General features: G+C 55.0%; 11 protein-coding genes. 4 read left to right on the forward strand and 7 right to left on the reverse strand.

The genetic code is table 11. The annotated features are described in order from the left end of the window. The 5 genes from QWJ20_RS19785 to QWJ20_RS19805 form a co-directional block, all read right to left on the reverse strand. A complete protein-coding gene (locus QWJ20_RS19785; RefSeq protein ID WP_433993297.1) occupies positions 1 to 1170 on the reverse strand; it encodes an NAD/NADP octopine/nopaline dehydrogenase family protein in 1170 nt (389 codons plus the stop codon). Between the two features lie 10 nt (positions 1171 to 1180). Continuing rightward, entirely contained in the window at positions 1181 to 2197 is a 1017-nt protein-coding gene (locus QWJ20_RS19790; protein ID WP_433993298.1) for a PLP-dependent cysteine synthase family protein, read from the reverse strand. Positions 2198 to 2210: 13 nt separating this feature from the next. Then, positions 2211 to 3614 carry a Y4yA family PLP-dependent enzyme gene (locus QWJ20_RS19795; protein ID WP_433993299.1) on the reverse strand — a complete coding sequence of 468 codons (1404 nt, stop codon included), beginning with the start codon at positions 3612 to 3614 and terminating at the stop codon, positions 2211 to 2213. 41 nt (positions 3615 to 3655) lie between these two features. Next, complete coding sequence (locus QWJ20_RS19800; protein ID WP_433993300.1) at positions 3656 to 5851, reverse strand: TonB-dependent receptor; 2196 nt, start codon at positions 5849 to 5851, stop codon at positions 3656 to 3658. A gap of 81 nt (positions 5852 to 5932) precedes the next feature. Next, positions 5933 to 7834 carry an IucA/IucC family protein gene (locus QWJ20_RS19805; protein WP_433993301.1) on the reverse strand — a complete coding sequence of 634 codons (1902 nt, stop codon included), beginning with the start codon at positions 7832 to 7834 and terminating at the stop codon, positions 5933 to 5935. Positions 7835 to 8308: 474 nt separating this feature from the next. Between QWJ20_RS19805 and QWJ20_RS19810 the strand changes: the two genes are divergently transcribed. Further along, complete coding sequence (locus tag QWJ20_RS19810) at positions 8309 to 8641, forward strand: hypothetical protein (protein WP_237027670.1); 333 nt, start codon at positions 8309 to 8311, stop codon at positions 8639 to 8641. 60 nt (positions 8642 to 8701) lie between these two features. Here the strand turns inward: QWJ20_RS19810 and greB are convergent, their stop codons facing one another. Next, positions 8702 to 9178, reverse strand: coding sequence for a transcription elongation factor GreB (greB, locus tag QWJ20_RS19815; protein ID WP_233968460.1), 477 nt, complete (start codon positions 9176 to 9178; stop codon positions 8702 to 8704). 174 nt (positions 9179 to 9352) lie between these two features. On the opposite strand from greB, the gene QWJ20_RS19820 reads away from it, so the two are divergent. Continuing rightward, positions 9353 to 11068, forward strand: a complete 1716-nt coding sequence (locus QWJ20_RS19820) for a lysophospholipid acyltransferase family protein (RefSeq protein WP_127157752.1) — start codon at positions 9353 to 9355, stop codon at positions 11066 to 11068. Positions 11069 to 11403: 335 nt separating this feature from the next. Then, entirely contained in the window at positions 11404 to 13071 is a 1668-nt protein-coding gene (locus QWJ20_RS19825) for a methyl-accepting chemotaxis protein (protein ID WP_433993302.1), read from the forward strand. Between the two features lie 65 nt (positions 13072 to 13136). Here the strand turns inward: QWJ20_RS19825 and QWJ20_RS19830 are convergent, their stop codons facing one another. Beyond that, on the reverse strand, positions 13137 to 14423 hold the full coding sequence (locus tag QWJ20_RS19830) for a citrate synthase (RefSeq protein ID WP_119889162.1): 1287 nt from the start codon (positions 14421 to 14423) through the stop codon (positions 13137 to 13139). Positions 14424 to 14767: 344 nt separating this feature from the next. On the opposite strand from QWJ20_RS19830, the gene QWJ20_RS19835 reads away from it, so the two are divergent. Further along, positions 14768 to 17101 carry a Tex family protein gene (locus QWJ20_RS19835; RefSeq protein ID WP_433993303.1) on the forward strand — a complete coding sequence of 778 codons (2334 nt, stop codon included), beginning with the start codon at positions 14768 to 14770 and terminating at the stop codon, positions 17099 to 17101. Positions 17102 to 17256 lie beyond the last annotated feature (155 nt).

Below are 17256 nucleotides of genomic sequence, written 5' to 3' on the forward strand. Positions count from 1 at the left end.
TCAATTCATCTCATCCGTCAGCCAGTGCGGCGGGAAATAGTCGGGACGATCCTGCGTGGAGGTTCCCATGTAATCGCTGCACCACCGGTAGACTTCCTCAATGTACGGCACGCTAACGGCCAGATTCTCCGCAATCGTCACCAGCAGGCTCAGGCCGTAGGCGATATCCTCCTGAAACACCCGATGCTGCGTATCAAACACATACCCGCCAGCGCCATACTTTTGCAACGGCAGACCGATGCCGTGATAAGCCTGATTGGTGCGTAGCACGGAGAGCATCGTGTGCGCATCAGCAATCTGATTGCCATAGGCATCGATAATCTCCTGCTTGAGCGGCAGCACGGAATCCAGCCGCACGCCAAGCCGCGTCTCCAGCGCGGCGCACAGTTGCTGGTTCTCTTCATCCATGCGTTCCAAATAATAGGCGCCGAGTTCCGGGCAATCATTCCACCAGCATAGCGGCTGCGAGAGCGGTCGGGCGTGCCACTGCCCGTAGGGGCCGATCAGGCCATAAATCACCGCACTGTGCATAATCGGGTTACCCGGCGTCAGCGTGATTTCCAGATAATCCGGCAATAGCACCACGGGCGCAGAATAGAGCCGTTGCAGCAGCACCATCAGCGCCTGCTGGCTCGCAGCGGTTTCGCGCCGGTGTGTGGCGACATACAGCGTGGCCTTTTCGCCGCCCATTTTGATCGACTGACCCGGCAGCAAATCAAACGCAATGTGCGCGACGTCCTTCATTCCCCAAATCACCGCGTTTGGACGCGCGGCCAGCTCACGTTCGGCCAGCCAGTCAAAGCCGCAAAAACCGGGGATCGCCCCAACGTACACTGGCTTGTTGGCAGGCAGATGGGGAACGATCCGCGCCAGAAGGTCGGCGCGGAAGTTGGCGGGAACGGTGATGATAACGACATCCGCATCGCGGCAGGCTTCCGCCGGGTCGCAGGTGACACAGTCCGGCGTGGCCGTCAGCGTCTCGCCATTCGGCAGCAGCGCGTGTAGCCGTTTACCGTGCTGCTGATAGGCTTCCGGCAGACGAGGATGGCTGCCCAGCAGTGTCACCTTGACGTCCGGCAGTTGTTTAAACAGCACCGTGGTGAGATGGCCGGTCTTGCCGGCCCCGCAAATCACCACGTTAAGCGGCTGCCCGCTTAGCGTTTCGATCATCCTTGACTCCTTAGCTTGCCTGCTCCAGAGAGATCGCGTTGCCCAGCCAGCGATCCAGATCGTGCCACACGCCGCTATCAATCAGGTTACGCGCCGCCAGCCACTCTTCGTTAAACACCGTGTGCAGGTATTTCTCACCGCCGTCGGCAATGGCCAGCACGACGTTGCCGCCGATGCGATCCTGATAGATCAGCTCCAGCGCTTTATAGATCACCCCGCCCGTCGAGCCGCCGACCAGCAGACCGTAGTGCCGTGCGATATAGCGTGCCGTTTCAAATGCCTGCGTATCCGAAACCTGCTCGCCGCAGTCGATGCAGCTGTAATCCAGCACCAGTCCTACGGTATCCCCCGCGGGTGTCCCAGTGCCGGATTGATAGTAAGGCTTGCCGGGGTGGCCGAAGACGATAGAGCCCACCGGTTCAACGGCAATGGTCGTGATATCCGGGTTATGGACTTTCAGGCCGTGCGAAATGCCAGTCATCGATCCGCCGGTGCCCACGCAGCCGACAAACGCGTCAATCTTGCCAATCTGGCTGAACAGCTCGCGGACAAAATCGGCATAGCCGCCCGCATTCGCCGCGTTGTCCGACTGGTTCATAAACACCGCGCCGGGTATTTCCTGCGCCAGCTGTGCCGCCATGCGCTGGCGCTCCACCACCGCGACTTCATCTTCGCCGTAGTCGCCGGAGACGTAGCGAATTTCCGCGCCGAGTGCGCGCATGATGGCAATTTTGTCCTGTGCCGCGTGATGATCGACCACGGCGACAAAGCGCAGGCCGTATTCAATCGACGCCAGCGCCAGCCCGATACCGGTATTCCCCGATGACGACTCGACAATGGTGCCGCCGGGGCGGATTTTGCCTGACTTCAGTCCGGCGACAATCATGTTTCGCGCCATGCGATCTTTCATGCTGCCGCCGGGATTGTTCTTCTCTACTTTTAAAAATAAACGCGTATCCCCATAGGGAACCGGAATTTGTATAACGGGCGTATTACCAATCAAATCAGTTACTTTATTCAGGATCATGGTTCTGCTCCATTCAGTTATCACTGGAAAAAATCAGCTCACCTTTCTTACCTTTAAACGCACACAGGCGCGCAGGCAGCGGATGCCGATGAAACGCGTTTTCCAGCAGGTCCATCTGGTATCCCGCCGTATTCGCGTAAATCAGTAAGTCGCCAGGCTGCGGCACGGTTCGAAAATGAATCAATCGGTTCGTAATGACATCGTCGTCCAAACAGCTGTGTCCGGCGATCCAGGCTTTGCCCGGCACCAGAGGCGTGTCTTTTTTGACGGAAAAAACATGCAGAGGATCAATCAAAAACTCAGAGTTAAACCAGGTTTCGCATGCGCTAAAACTGCTACCTTCCACAAACACGACGTGATTGCCATCCGGCTGGCGGCGCGTGCGCGTGACACGAAACACCGTAATCGCACTTTGGTCAGCGAGGCTGCGTCCCGGCTCTATCGCCAGAATCAGGCCGTGCTGCTTGAGCACATCCAACACGCGATCCTGTCCGATTGAGGCGGAAAGGAATGCCTCAAGATAGTCGACTGCCGAACGCTCGCCGCCATATGGGTAAAACGAGGTCGGCACCTGACCGTGGCGGTAATTCGCCCCATTCTGCTGCGCTAAATAATCCTGATAGCGTGAAGCTGGAAGATATTGAATCGGCAATCCCCCGCCGATATCCATAATCGCGGGCTGTAATCCCTTTGACCGCGCCCGTTCCAACAACGGCAGTACCTCAGCGAATGCCGCCACGCGAGTATCGGGCTCATAGCCGCCGAGATGGAAATGGAAGCCTTCCAGATGAAGCGCATCCTGTCTGGTGCTCAACGCCTCCAGACAGATAGCGACCTCATCGGTCAGCATGCCAAACCGGCTGGTCTGAGCGAACGACGGGCGATAGCGCAGCAGAACCCGCACGGGATCCGTCACGCGCAGCAAATCCGCCAGCGCGAGCACCTCGTCAAACTCTTCCGGCGAATCCAGCACGATAAGGGCGCGATGATGAACCAGCGCCGTCAGGAACTCGCGCGTTTTGGCCGGGCCAGTGGCGCACAGCCGCGCGCCGTCACAGCCTGCCCGCAGCGCATCTTTCAGCTCCTGTAAGCTGGAAACATCCACGCCGACGCCCGCGTTAACCGCCGCCTGAACCAAACCCGGCGACTTGTTCACCTTCGCGCCGTAGTACAGGCGGCAGTCCACGTCGTGACGCTGCAACACTGTCCGCAATGCCGCGATATTGTTGGCCACGGTGTGCGGCCAGACAATATTCAGCGGCGACCCATACTGCTCAACCAACCATGACAACCTTTGCGGCGAGTTGAAAAGAAACTGCTCAATCTCACCGTCCAGATAAGGCGTCAGTCTCTCAGGCCAGTGGGCCTGCGCGACAGGGAGGGAAGACACTGCGGCAAAGCTAAACAGGTTGCTCATCGCTATCTCCTTAACGTTCGGTTCCTGAAAAACGCATATCCTTAGAAATCAACCGCGACGGACAGCATCAGCGTCCGCGGCGTTCCTTGCGATACCGTGCTGAACGACGTCACGCCAGACCAGTAATTGCGGTCAAAGGCATTAAGCACATCGGCACGGAACGTGGTGGGCGCGTTATAAATTCGTGTCTTGTAACGCGCGCCGAAATCAACGGTGGTCCAGGAAGGAATCGACTGGGTATTGATGGTGTTGACGTTCTGCTTCCCGTTATGAGTAACGTTGGCGTTGAGCGTCAGATCGCGCAGGAACGGCAGATCATATTCCACTCCGGCGTTCGCCTGAAAACGCGACGTGCCCGGCGCGCGCTTGCCTTGTGCCCCCGGCGTCACACTTTTAGTCAACTCGGCATCCAGCAGCATCACGCCGCCGGTCAGGCGCAGATCTTCCAGCGGTGAACCAACGACATCCAGCTCGATACCCCGATTGCGCTGTTCGTTAGCGGTAACGAACTCACTCCCCGTACCGTTAACCAGCGCGCCACTCGGCTTGGTGATCTGGAAAACGCTCAGCGTGGAGATCGTCCCCAGTGCGTCCACTTTCACCCCAGCTTCGTACTGCTTGCTCTTATACGGCGCAAGCACCTGACCCGGATTGCTCGCTGTGTCTGGCGCGATATCGCCTTTGCTCAGCCCCTCAATGTAGTTGGCATAGAGCGAGACGTGCTGCCAGGGTTTAACAATCACTCCGAGCATCGGGGTGATTGCGCTCTTGTCATAAGAAGAGCGCGCCCCGCCATCCGGCGCAGCGAAGTTATCCGAGTTGATCTGCTGATAACGCAGCCCGCCCGTCACTTGCAGCGCATCGTTCCAGAAGCCGAGCGTATCCGCCAGTGCTATACCTGACAGCGCGGTGGAAGAGCGTTTATACACGCTTGGTGGAGCGGCGATATTCTGGGCAGGTGAAGAAACCGGATTATAAATATTCGAATTAATGGTCGCTCCCGGCACATTAGCGCTAGCCTGACGATCGCGATAGTAGCTGGTCTGTGCCGACAGCTTGTGCGTCACCGAACCCGTTTCCACATCCGCGCGAACACCGGTCGCGAAATTGTAACGGCTGGTAGTAAAGCGATAATTCCTCACGGCGGAACTCACATCGCCATTATTATTCGTCACCTGCGGCACCTGCTCCGACAGTCGGCTTACGTGTGCGCTGGAGCCGCCCAAATCGGTAAACCAGGTGACGTTATCCGCCAAATCGTATTCGGTATGCAGCAGCACCGACTGGTCTTTGGAATGCCAGAAGCCCCACGGCTGGGAAATGTTAGTATTGCCATCCGGTGCGTCAGGCACGGTCACGCCGGGCGCAAACGAGTAGGGCCGCGACGGCGCACGCGTTTTCAGGTGCTGACTGATGAGATCTAACGTGGCGCGGAAGCGTTCTGACGAGAAATCCAGCCCAAGTGCACCGACCTGCGTACGTTTGTCGCTGCCGTCCCACACCGTATCGCCGTAGCCGTAATTGCCGTTAAAACGCACGCCGAGCAGATTGTTATTATCCAGCGCATAGACGCGGGAAATATCCGCATGCTGTGTGAGTTGAGAATCAGACTGCCAGCTGGTGGTTAGGCGGGTCAGATTGCCGACGGTGGTCGGACGTTTGGTGACGGCGTTAATCACGCCCCCCACACTGCTGTTCGGCGACAGCCCATACAGCAGCGCCGACGGCCCTTTCAGCACTTCCACTCGCTCGATGTAGTCAGTCATCAGCTGATAGTTGGGCGCAACACCGTAGACGCCGTTCATGGCAATGTCGCTCAGGTTCCCTTCGTTGAGTGGAAAACCGCGGATGTAGTAGGAATCCAGCAGACCGCCCTGAGAACTGCTCACCCGCACCGATGCGTCATGCGCGACCACCTGCCCCAGCGTCTGTGCCTGTTTATTTTCAATAAACGATGAGGTCATGTTGCTGACGTTAAACGGCGTATCCATCACGTCTTTTTTGCCCAGCAGCCCGGTGCTGGACGACCGCGCCGACATGCCGCCCGCGACCAGCCCCTGTACGGCTTCCGCGTCTTTAGCTTCCACCACGATCGTGGAATCATCGCGCTCGCCCGTTGCAGCCTGCGCGGGTATCGCGATGCCGCTTAGCACAGCCGTGACGGCGACGGCCAACACGGAGGGAATAGGAAAACGAGTCTTCCCGGTAGGTGGAGTGAAGTTCTTCCTGGCGTTCATCAACAAAGTTATCCATCTCAAAATGAGGAGTGAAAAAGATGCTCCCGTTTTCAGCCTGTGAGTCGGGAGCATCGCCATACATCACGATCCGATGCGGGTTTCTCCCCCTTCCGTGAGGAAGGGATTGCTCAGACCGTGCTGAATCCGGTAGTCGCGATATTCCTGGATGTGCATGCGCAGCAGCGAACGCGTATACCAGGGCTGGGTCAAAAACATGTCGCGTTCGGTCTGCCACAGCTCGCCATCAACGCGCGACTTCACCGCGTCAAACGCCGCGGCAGTTTCTTCTTTCATCACCTGCCACAGCCGGGCATCGGCAAAGCCGTATTCAGCGCTGAGCGCCAGAGCTAGCTCGTGCAAGTGGCTGACAAAGCAGGCATCGACGACAAACATCCGCACTGGCTCGATGTCGTCTTCAAATACCGTGGGCAGAATGCCGGGCCAGACGTAGGGTTGCAGATGATGGCCGCGCTGACGCAGCAGCGGCGCGTAGGTGCGCCCGTCGCCGAAATCACGGATTAATAATCCCTGCGCGACACCTTCCGGAGAAAAGAGGATCTGGCTGTTCTGCTGATGCGCTTCCAGCCCAATGCCGTACAGCAGATAGATAGCGATAACAGGTCGGGTTACGGCGCGGACGTATTGGCGGAACCACGCTTCGGGGCCAAGCCCGGACAGCGTCACCAGCTCGGTGAACAGCGGCTGGTCGCGGTGAGGCAGCGCCGTAAACAGCGTCGCGACGGTCACGGGCAGCGCGCCATCGGTGCGTTCATAAATTCGAGCATCGCGGAACACGACGGAGAGGTGTTTTCCCGGCGCGTCATCCTGATGAATCGCGTGCTTGTAGTGGAACGCCGTCTCTTCGCGGAAAAACTCCAGCCGCTGTTCGAACCCGCCTTCTTGCGCCAGAATCGCTGCGATAATGGTGCTGATACGTGGCCCCATGTGGATGGATTTCGCCTGTAGGCTGCGCATTTCGCTGGTCATCCAGATGGCGACGGGCAGTTTGATGAAAGGGGAAGCTGGCGGTTCAACGGGCAAAACGGTACGGAACGACATACCCGGCAGCGTGATGAGATCGGGGCCGTCGGTAAGCAGAATCCCTTCGGCAATTTCATCCGCATAGTGGGATTTCACCCAGTTTTCCAGATGCCAGCTGTGGATGGGCAGCGGGAGCCACTGCGTCTCATCCAGCCCTTGCTGATTCAGGCGCTGCTTCCAGTCCTGCCAGAGCGCAGGGAATGCCTGAGCAAACCACGCATGAAAATCATCGACGTGCAGCATGGATTCTACATACGCCATATCGCGGCGCAGTGCGGTGATACGCAGCGGCACGCGGGCGTTAAATTCGGGTGACAGCTGCTGGACGTCTTGGTCACTCAGGCCGGGGCGGGATTTCCAGGTCGGATAGTAAGGATGCCCTTCCAGCGATCCCCACTGATCGAGAAACATGGCGGCATCGCGAATACTTAACTGCCGACGCAGCCACGACGTGAAAGCGTTCTGCCCATCTTGCTGCATGGCATCAGCCACTTCAGCACGCCACTGGCACCGATAGCGCCGGGCGTTGGTATCATTACGAATGCTGTTACCGACATCTTTTTTCAGGCCACTGATGCCGCTCTCGTCAGGCTGAAAATCGAAATTGTCGCGAAGTAAATCAATCAATCGCTCGTGGCTGGTGACGGGAAAAGACGTCCCATCGGAATGAATGAGATAAATATTTCCATTATTAATATAGGTGTTTGCTGGTGCGGGAGAAATATCATCAAATTTCAATATACCTTTGCCACCCTGCAAAATTAGCGTTGCTTCTCTGGAATTACCCTTAATAAACCTCAGGTCATTTTTATTCAAAATCCCTTCAGCGAAAAAGCAGCGAACCAATCGCCTTAGCGCATTTTTATTTGAATAATCAGAGAGAAAATCATCTACATCCTGATGTATATCCCTGTGTTTAACATCGTCAGCCTTGATATTCATAACCACTCCTCATACCGATAAAACAAGTAAAAACCGATTGCAGTAACGTATAAAAGGGTGTCATTAGGTCTCGGGTTAACACGTCCCGAGACTTAATAAAAATGTCGTGATAGATGGATTTAAAAATAATGAACGGAAAACTAGCATATCAACCATAGAAATGTAAATAGATATCATTCCTATTTGCAACCAATTAGTTACATTTTAATAAAATCTCAATTAATCAATTAACTAACAGAAAAAAAGCAGCATGGGACACGCTAAAACCTATCTCTTTATGCCTGGTAATGCGCCCCACCGCTTTCAACAAGCCGTCTGCTGGGGTGCCGATGCCGTGATAGTTGATTGAGAAGATGCTGTTCATCCTGATGAAAAAACCAGGCCAGAGAGAATATTATCCAGTGGAATAAAAATGACACGCCCGTCTCTGAAATAAATTGCAAAATATATATACATTTAAACAAACTTGGTTAAATGGAATTCAGTGAAGATATTGAGTTTCTGAATAGACTCAATAATAAAGATAAATTAAGAAATAGCGAAAAATACAAACATAAAATAGTCACATGGGGAATTGTATTACCTAAAATAGAATCCAAAGAAATGCTGAATGACACGCGGGAGATGATAAATCGTAATAGATTAGAAAACGTGAACATTATTGCGATTATTGAAACCGCGCGGGGTTGCATCATGCGGAAGAGATTTGTGCAGCAGGCATTCGCGACGGACCGTAGCAAAATAGAAATAACTAAGCCCGTTTATCTTGATAGACGCGAGACGGAGATGCTTCCCAAAAAAAGATGAGGTGGCCCGGTATGTCGCACACATGCAAATTCCCTCTACATGCCACTACCGGGCCGCTTATTACTTAACGTACTCAATCGAATTAACAAACCACTCACGCGGGCCGTCTGGCGTGTTCACGATGAACTCCTCATCAACCGCTTTTTTCAGCATGGCGCGCGCCATCGGGGAATCGATCGAGATATAGTCTTTATTGTCGCCGTAGATCTCGTCCGGGCCGACAATCCGCAAACGCTTCGTCTCCCCTTGTTCATTCTCGATCTCAACCCAGGCGCCAAAGAATACGCTGCCATCCTGCTGCGGCGAGTAATCAACGATTTTCAATTCCGTCAGGCATTTTCTCAGGTAGCGTACACGACGATCGATCTGGCGCAATAAACGCTTGTTATAGGTGTAGTCCGCATTTTCTGAGCGATCCCCCAGACTGGCTGCCCAGGAGACAATTTTCGTAATTTCCGGGCGCTTTACATTCCAGAGATGCTCATGCTCTGCCCTCAGTTTTTCATACCCCTCGCGGGTAATCAGATTGGTTTTCAAGTCAGTAACCCCGTTAGGCTCTTAGTGCGTACAACACGCTTCGATATCCCTCGCCCGAAAAAATCGCGCGTTCATTACACAGATTTACAGTTTTGGCTAATAATCTATCAACAGACATAAATATGTCATTTCTATCCCGTACTTTTAGCCACGGAGAGCTACGGAGAACGATTTATGTTTAGCTTAGACGCCATTCTGCAAGATCTTGTCCCGCATCGCCATACGCCACCCTGGCAGAAAACGGTTTTGCGTTCTCTGCTATTTGAAAATGAAATGCAGCAATTTGCGCGGCGTTACCCGCATTTGAAGGGATTGGATCTGGTCGAACAGATTCTTGACTACTTCAACTTTAATTGTGAAATGGTCGAAGGGGATTTAGAAAATATCCCCAGTCAGGGACCGGTGGTGTTGGTTGCCAACCACCCCATAGGTTCACTGGACGGTCTGGCGCTATTGCGCACCGTCGCCAGCGTCAGGCCCGACGTCCGCATCGTCGCCAGCCAGCTACTCTCTTATGTCGCCCCGCTCAAAAATCTGTTTTTTTCCGTCGATAACTTCAATAACCGTACCAAACGCCAGCAAATCAGTGCCATCCAGCAGCATCTGGAAGGCGACGGCGCGATCATCGTTTTCCCGGCGGGCGAGGTTTCACGCGCCAGCCTGCAAGGTATTCGCGACGGTCACTGGCACAATGGATTTATCCGCATGGCGAGCAAAGCCCGCGCGCCCGTGGTTCCAATTCATATCGGCGGACGCAACAGTGCGCTGTTCTATCTCTCTTCCATGGTTTATCGCCCGCTCTCCACCCTCTTGCTGGTGAGAGAAATGTTTGGTCAGCGCGACCAAACCCTCAAGCTGCGTATCGGTGCCAGAATTCCCTATGCGTCCTGGAGTCAGGGCGAATGGAACGCCAACGATCTGGCGGCTCGTTTCCGGCGTCACGTTTATCGACTGGGACAAGGAAAGCCCGGCTGTTTTACCGGTGAAAAACCCATTGCGCTGGCCGAAGATCGCGTGCTGCTGAAGCGCGCGCTGTCAGAGTGTGAAACGCTGGGCACCACGCCGGATGGCAAGATTGTCTATCTGTATCGTCGCGGTGAAGAAGATTACGTGCCGCTGTTGCGCGAACTCGGACGCCTGCGCGAAATCGCCTTCCGGGCCGTGGGCGAAGGATCCGGCCAACGTCGCGATCTGGACAGCTATGACGATGACTATCTGCACCTGATCCTGTGGGATGACCGCGAACTGGAGATTGTCGGTGCCTATCGCTTTGTCTCGACGGCCAGTTTGATCGCCGAAAAAGGGAAAAGCGGCCTCTACAGCCACAGTTTGTTCCAGTACGGCGACGAAATGGATCCGATACTGGCATCCGGCATTGAGCTGGGACGCAGTTTCATTCAGCCTAAATACTGGGGTAAACGCGGATTGGATTATCTCTGGCTGGGCATTGGTGCCTATCTGGCGCGCTATCCAGAACACCGCTACCTGTTCGGTCCGGTGTCGCTTTCCGGCACCTTGCCGCCGCATGCACGTGATTTGCTGGTTGCGTTTTATCGTCTGCATTTCACGCCCGATCAGCCGCTGGCTACGTCGCGTCGCCCTTATCCGGCCTCGCTGCCTGACGTGCTGAAACAGTTTGAAGGAACGGACTACCAGCAAGATCTCACGCGGTTGAAAAGCATGCTCAGCAACATGGGTTGTGCGATCCCCACGCTCTACAAGCAGTATTCGGAGTTGTGTGAGCCGGGAGGCGTGCGGTTTATCGACTTCGGTATCGATCCCGATTTCAACAACTGCATCGACGGTCTGGTGCTGGTCGACCTGCAACAGCTGAAAGAGTCACGCTATCAGCGCTATATCGCCCCTTTTGTCGGCGATAAAGCGTCTTGATTGATCGGTGCGTTAGCCTCTAAAGGGGTTAACGCACCACTCTCCCATGTTTTTCTCATTATTCCCATTAGCCAACGCCATACCCGCACGCATTTTGTCTCTCAGATCACACATTTCATACGAAATCCCATTCGCCGTAATTTACGTGATCAACTGAACGCTTTTCTTGCCGATATTAAAGATATTCTTATCTATATGCTTTTGAACGCGGGAGTTACCGATGTATCCCGAAAATGCGAAATATAGCTATAATGCCTCGTCATTACTTGCATCGATTACGATAGCAAGCCCCCTCCGCTGTGCCTTCATAGCATGTCAAAAAATTAAGGATGTTTATGAATATGCTGAACAGAATCAAACTCGGCAAGATGCTGGGTATGGGATTTTCTCTGGTTATTATCATCAGCCTGATGGTGGCATTCTTCGGACGACTCCAACTGGTTGGATTGGGTAACGACATCAACCGGCTTTCCGGCACCACGTTGGCGAATATGTTATTGATTCAGGAAGTTAAAGCCGGCTTTGACGCCAATGCTCGCCTGATCCGTAACATGGCACTCAGCACCGACCCTGCACAAATCAAGCAGGAAAAGCAGTTCGTCGACGAGCAAATCGCCCGCAATACCGCCAACCTGAAAAAGCTGGGACAACAGCTGGATACCGAAGGCACCAGCGCGCTGCTGAAACAGTTTCAGGACACCCGTCCGCCCTACCTTGCCGCCTTTTTGAAAGCGATGGAATTGGTGCAATCCACCGATCCACAGCAGCGTCTACAGGGTAACGCCATTATTCTCAATGAGATGCAGACGGCACAAAACGCGCTGTTCAAGGTGCTGGACGCGATGATGGCCTCGCAGCAGCAGGATACCAACGAGATTGTCAGCGGGGCGCAGCAGGATGCGCAGTCCGGCAGCGTTATCATGCTGATTATCGCGCTTGTCGCCGCCGTCATGGCCGCTGCCGTGGCCTGGCTGATTACCCGCACGCTGAAAAACCAGCTAGGTGGCGAACCGCTCTACGCCACCCACGTTGCCCGTCAGGTGGCCGATGGCGATCTGGCCGTCGATATCAACATCAAGCCGAACGACCACAGCAGCCTGTTAGCCACCATGCGTCATATGAGCCATAACCTGGGTGATATCGTCGAACAGGTGCGGCAGAGCAGCGAAGCCATCGCTTCCGGCTCCAGCCAAATCGCCGCAGGCAGTGAAAACCTGAGCCAGCGTACGGAAGAACAGGCCGCCAGCCTGCAACAAACGGCCGCCTCAATGGAGCAGATGAGTCAGGCGATTCGTCAGAATGCACATACCGTGCGTAGCGCCACTCAACTTGCCAGCCAGGCCAGCGAAACGGCAACCAAGGGCGGCGATGCCATCAGCGATATGGTCATTACGATGAAAGAGATCTCCACCAGTTCACACAAAATCCGCGACATTATCAGCGTCATTGATGGCATCGCTTTCCAGACCAATATTCTGGCGCTGAATGCGGCGGTCGAAGCCGCACGCGCGGGTGAACAAGGTCGTGGTTTCGCCGTGGTGGCTGGGGAAGTACGCTCGCTGGCACAGCGCTCCGCCTCCGCCGCGAAAGAAATCGCAGTCCTGATCAACACCAGCGTCGAAAAAGTGGAAGCGGGGAATCGTCTGGTGGAAGACACCGGTAGCACCATTGATGAGCTGGTGCGTCAGGCGCGCAGCGTGGCAGATTTAATCAGTGAGATCGGGACAACAACGCAGGAGCAGGAATCCGGTATTTCGCAAATTCATGATGCCGTGAACCAGCTCGATCAGGTTACTCAACAGAACGCGACACTGGTGGAAGAATCCGCCAATGCGGCAACCAGCCTGCGCGAACAGTCCTCTCATCTGGTTACGCTCATGAACCATTTCCATCTGCGCGGCACGCCAGCAGTCCGCGCAGCGCCGATGGCGAAGAAAGCCCAACCGACTCGTTTAGCGCTCGCGCCAGTCGGCAACGCACAGGATAACTGGGAAAAATTCTAGGCTTATCCTGCCCGCTATCGCCATGATGCCTATGCCGCGACATAGGCATCATGGTGACAATCACCTCAGTCTTTCAGCGCGGAAACATAGTCCCGACGCGGCTGCCCGGTATAAATCTGGCGCGGACGGTAGATGCTGATTTCATCCTGCTTATGCATCTCATCCCAATGCGCAATCCAGCCGATCGTTCTGCCGACGGTGGAAATAACCGTAAACATTGACGGCGGCAGCCCCATCGCTTTGAGAATGACCGAGGTATAGAAATCGACGCTTGGGTAGAGTTTATTCTCCAGAAAATAGGCGTCGGTCATGGCGATGTGTTCCAGCTCCATCGCCACCTGCAACAGGCTGTCTTCCGTGCCAAGTTCATTGAGCACTTCGTAACAGGTTTTACGCAGAATCGCCGCGCGTGGGTCAAAATGCTGGTAGACCGAGTTACCGAATCCCATCAGGCGGAATGAATCGCAGCGGTCTTTCGCGCGTCGTACAAATTCAGGGACGCGATCGACCGTTTTAATCTCTTCCAGCATGCGCATACAGGCTTCGTTCGCCCCGCCGTGCAGCGGCCCCCACATCGATGCCAGCCCAGCCGCAATGCAGGCAAACGGGTTCGCACCGGAGGAACCTGATGCTCTGACCGCCATCGTAGACGGGCACTGACCATGATCGGCATGCAGAATCAGGATGCGGTTCATCGCTCGTTCCAGCACCGGATTCACTTCATATTTCTCCGCTGGAATCGAAAACAGCATGTGCAGGAAGTTACCGGTATAGGAGAGCGAATTACGGGGATACACGGACGGCTGTTCGATGGAATATTTGTAGCACATCGCCGCCAGCGTCGGCATTTTCGACAACAGCCGCACGGCCGCCAGCTCGCGGTGTTCCGCGTTATGGATATCCAATACATCGTGATAGAACGCGGCCAGCGCCCCCACCACCGCGCACATCAGTGCCATCGGGTGGGAATCGCGACGAAAACCACTGAACATGCGGGAAATTTGCTCATGAACCAGCGTATGGCGGGTGATGTTGTCGGCAAATTTCGCATACGCTTCCGCCGAAGGCGCTTCGCCATGCAGCAGGATGTAACAGACTTCAGTAAAGTCACACTGCTCGGCGAGCTGTTCGACAGGGAAACCCCGATGCAGCAGCACGCTATTCACCGCATCAATATAGGTAATTGCCGACTCGCACCCTGCCGTATTGGCAAAACCGGGGTCATAGCTGCACAGCCCGTGCTCAGCGAGTGGGCGAATATCCACCGCCGTTTTCCCCAGTACGCCGGAACGCATATCCAGCGTGATATCCGCCTGCCCTTCTGCCGTCAACGTGGACGTTCTGACTGTCATGAACCTTTCTCCTGCCCGAATAATGATGTTGTTCTCGTCCGCTCTTACGGGCTTCTGGATAGGACATCCCGTGCGGCACTCAATTTACAGCGCTCAATTTAAAGCAACACAAAGCCAACGTATGTCATACGCTAAATTCGTGAGTGGGTTGCAAGAATCTGAAGGAATATTGATGTAGGTAAATTTTGTTGCACTGAACAACGCGAGATCATCCGCGTTTTCCAGACGGCAGCGGCTGGCATTTTGCACGCTCAATCCGTATAACTGTCCTCACTGGTTTACTCCACTACTTTTATTCCACTACCTTTTATTCCACTAATTTGACGACGACTGATATCAGACCTATGAATGATTCATTAAGCCAACTTATCGCCAGCGAATTGCAGGCGCGTACGGAGCAGGTAGACGCCGCAGTCCGCCTGCTGGACGAAGGAAACACCGTCCCTTTTATCGCCCGTTACCGTAAAGAAGTGACCGGCGGGCTGGATGACACTCAACTGCGCCAGCTCGAAACGCGCCTCGGTTACCTGCGTGAACTGGAAGACCGACGCCAGACTATTCTGAAATCCATCGACGATCAGGGGAAATTAACCCCACAACTCGCCACCGCCATAAAAGGCACGCTGAGCAAAACCGAACTGGAAGATCTCTACCTGCCGTATAAACCTAAGCGCCGCACGCGCGGGCAGATCGCGATTGAAGCCGGTCTGGAACCGCTGGCCGATGGCCTGTGGCAAGACCCAAGCCAGGAGCCGGAGCTGACGGCACAGGCTTATGTCGATGCCGAGAAAGGCGTAGCGGACGTGAAAGCCGCATTGGACGGCGCACGTTACATCCTGATGGAGCGCTTTGCCGAAGATGCCACGCTGCTGGCAAAAGTGCGTAACTACCTGTGGAAAAACGCCCATCTGGTTTCCCGCGTCGTGGAAGGGAAAGAGGAAGAAGGCGCGAAGTTCCGCGATTATTTCGATCATCACGAACCGATTGCTCAGGTGCCTTCACACCGCGCACTGGCGATGTTCCGTGGCCGTAACGAAGGCGTACTGCAACTGGCGTTGAACGCCGATCCACAGCATGAAGAAGCGCCGCGTGAGAGCTACTGCGAACAGATTATTATCGACCACCTGAACCTGCGTTTGGGGAATGCCGCAGCAGACAGCTGGCTGCGCGCCGTCATTAGCTGGACGTGGCGCATTAAAGTGCTGCTGCACCTTGAAACCGAGCTGATGGGCAGCGTGCGTGAGAAAGCGGAAGACGAAGCGATTAACGTCTTCGCCCGCAACATGCACGACCTGCTGATGGCCGCGCCTGCGGGTATGCGTGCCACAATGGGTCTCGATCCCGGCTTGCGTACTGGCGTAAAAGTCGCGGTGGTGGATGCCACCGGCAAGCTGGTCGCGACCGATACGATTTATCCGCATACCGGCCAGGCTGCGAAGGCCGCTCCAATTGTTGCCGCACTGTGCCTCAAATATCAGGTTGAGCTGGTAGCGATTGGCAACGGTACTGCCTCACGTGAGACCGAACGTTTCTTCCTCGACACGCAGAAACAGTTCCCAGCGATCAACGCGCAGAAAGTGATCGTCAGCGAAGCTGGCGCGTCGGTGTACTCGGCCTCCGAGCTAGCGGCGCTGGAATTCCCCGATCTGGATGTGTCGCTGCGCGGCGCAGTCTCTATCGCCCGTCGTTTGCAGGATCCGCTGGCTGAACTGGTGAAGATCGACCCGAAATCCATCGGCGTGGGTCAGTATCAGCATGACGTAAGCCAAAGCCTGCTAGCGAAGAAACTGGATGCTGTGGTCGAAGACTGCGTTAACGCCGTTGGCGTTGATCTGAACACCGCGTCCGTGGCGCTGTTAACGCGTGTCGCCGGACTGACGCGCATGATGGCGCAAAATATTGTGACCTGGCGTGATGAGAATGGCCGCTTCCACAACCGCGAACAGCTGCTGAAAGTCAGCCGTTTGGGGCCAAAAGCCTTTGAACAGTGTGCAGGCTTCCTGCGCATCAACCACGGCAACAACCCACTGGATGCCTCTACCGTTCACCCGGAAGCCTATCCGATCGTAGAGCGCATTCTGGCCGCGACCGAGCAGGCGTTGCAGGAGCTCATGGGGAACCCCAATGCGCTGCGTAACCTGAAACCTTCGGATTTCACCGATGAGCGTTTCGGCGTGCCGACGGTGACCGACATCATCAAAGAGCTGGAAAAACCGGGCCGCGATCCACGCCCTGAGTTCAAAACCGCCAGCTTCGCCGATGGCGTGGAAACCTTAAACGATCTCCTGCCGGGCATGATTCTGGAAGGCGCCGTCACCAACGTCACTAACTTTGGTGCGTTTGTGGATATCGGCGTCCATCAGGACGGTTTGGTACACATTTCATCACTGGCCGACCATTTCGTCGACGATCCGCACAAGGTCGTAAAAGCGGGCGATATCGTCAAAGTGAAAGTAATGGAAGTGGATCTGCAACGTAAGCGTATCGCGCTGACCATGCGCCTTGATGAACAGCCGGGCGAGACGGCATCACGCCGTGGCGGTGGCAATGCGCGTAGCGATAGCAATGCCTCATCTCGTCAGCCAGCCGGTAAATCACGTCCTCGTCCCGCTAGCGCCCCTGTCGCTGGCAACAGCGCGATGGGCGATGCGCTGGCCGCTGCCTTTAAAAAGCGCTAACCGCCGTTCTGTCATTTAAATCAGCCTGACTCCCATTTATGGGGTCAGGCATCTTTCCTGCCAAAATACCGCCATTTTGTTTCCCTAATAAAACTACGTTTCATTTATATTGAAATATTCAACCACTTCGCGATTATTTTGTGATCTGCATCTAG

It is taken from the genome of Pectobacterium sp. S5 (assembly GCF_051707265.1).
GTDB lineage: Bacteria > Pseudomonadota > Gammaproteobacteria > Enterobacterales > Enterobacteriaceae > Pectobacterium > Pectobacterium polare.

What these genes read in the sequence shown, in the direction of transcription:
- QWJ20_RS19805 (WP_433993301.1), bottom strand. Translation starts at nt 7,834, where the DNA reads ATGAATATCAAGGCTGACGATGTTAAACACAGGGATATACATCAGGAT.
- QWJ20_RS19835 (WP_433993303.1), top strand. Translation starts at nt 14,768, where the DNA reads ATGAATGATTCATTAAGCCAACTTATCGCCAGCGAATTGCAGGCGCGT.
- QWJ20_RS19825 (WP_433993302.1), top strand. Translation starts at nt 11,404, where the DNA reads ATGAATATGCTGAACAGAATCAAACTCGGCAAGATGCTGGGTATGGGA.
- QWJ20_RS19820 (WP_127157752.1), top strand. Translation starts at nt 9,353, where the DNA reads ATGTTTAGCTTAGACGCCATTCTGCAAGATCTTGTCCCGCATCGCCAT.
- QWJ20_RS19790 (WP_433993298.1), bottom strand. Translation starts at nt 2,197, where the DNA reads ATGATCCTGAATAAAGTAACTGATTTGATTGGTAATACGCCCGTTATA.
- QWJ20_RS19795 (WP_433993299.1), bottom strand. Translation starts at nt 3,614, where the DNA reads ATGAGCAACCTGTTTAGCTTTGCCGCAGTGTCTTCCCTCCCTGTCGCG.
- QWJ20_RS19830 (WP_119889162.1), bottom strand. Translation starts at nt 14,423, where the DNA reads ATGACAGTCAGAACGTCCACGTTGACGGCAGAAGGGCAGGCGGATATC.
- QWJ20_RS19810 (WP_237027670.1), top strand. Translation starts at nt 8,309, where the DNA reads ATGGAATTCAGTGAAGATATTGAGTTTCTGAATAGACTCAATAATAAA.
- QWJ20_RS19800 (WP_433993300.1), bottom strand. Translation starts at nt 5,851, where the DNA reads ATGAACGCCAGGAAGAACTTCACTCCACCTACCGGGAAGACTCGTTTT.
- QWJ20_RS19785 (WP_433993297.1), bottom strand. Translation starts at nt 1,170, where the DNA reads ATGATCGAAACGCTAAGCGGGCAGCCGCTTAACGTGGTGATTTGCGGG.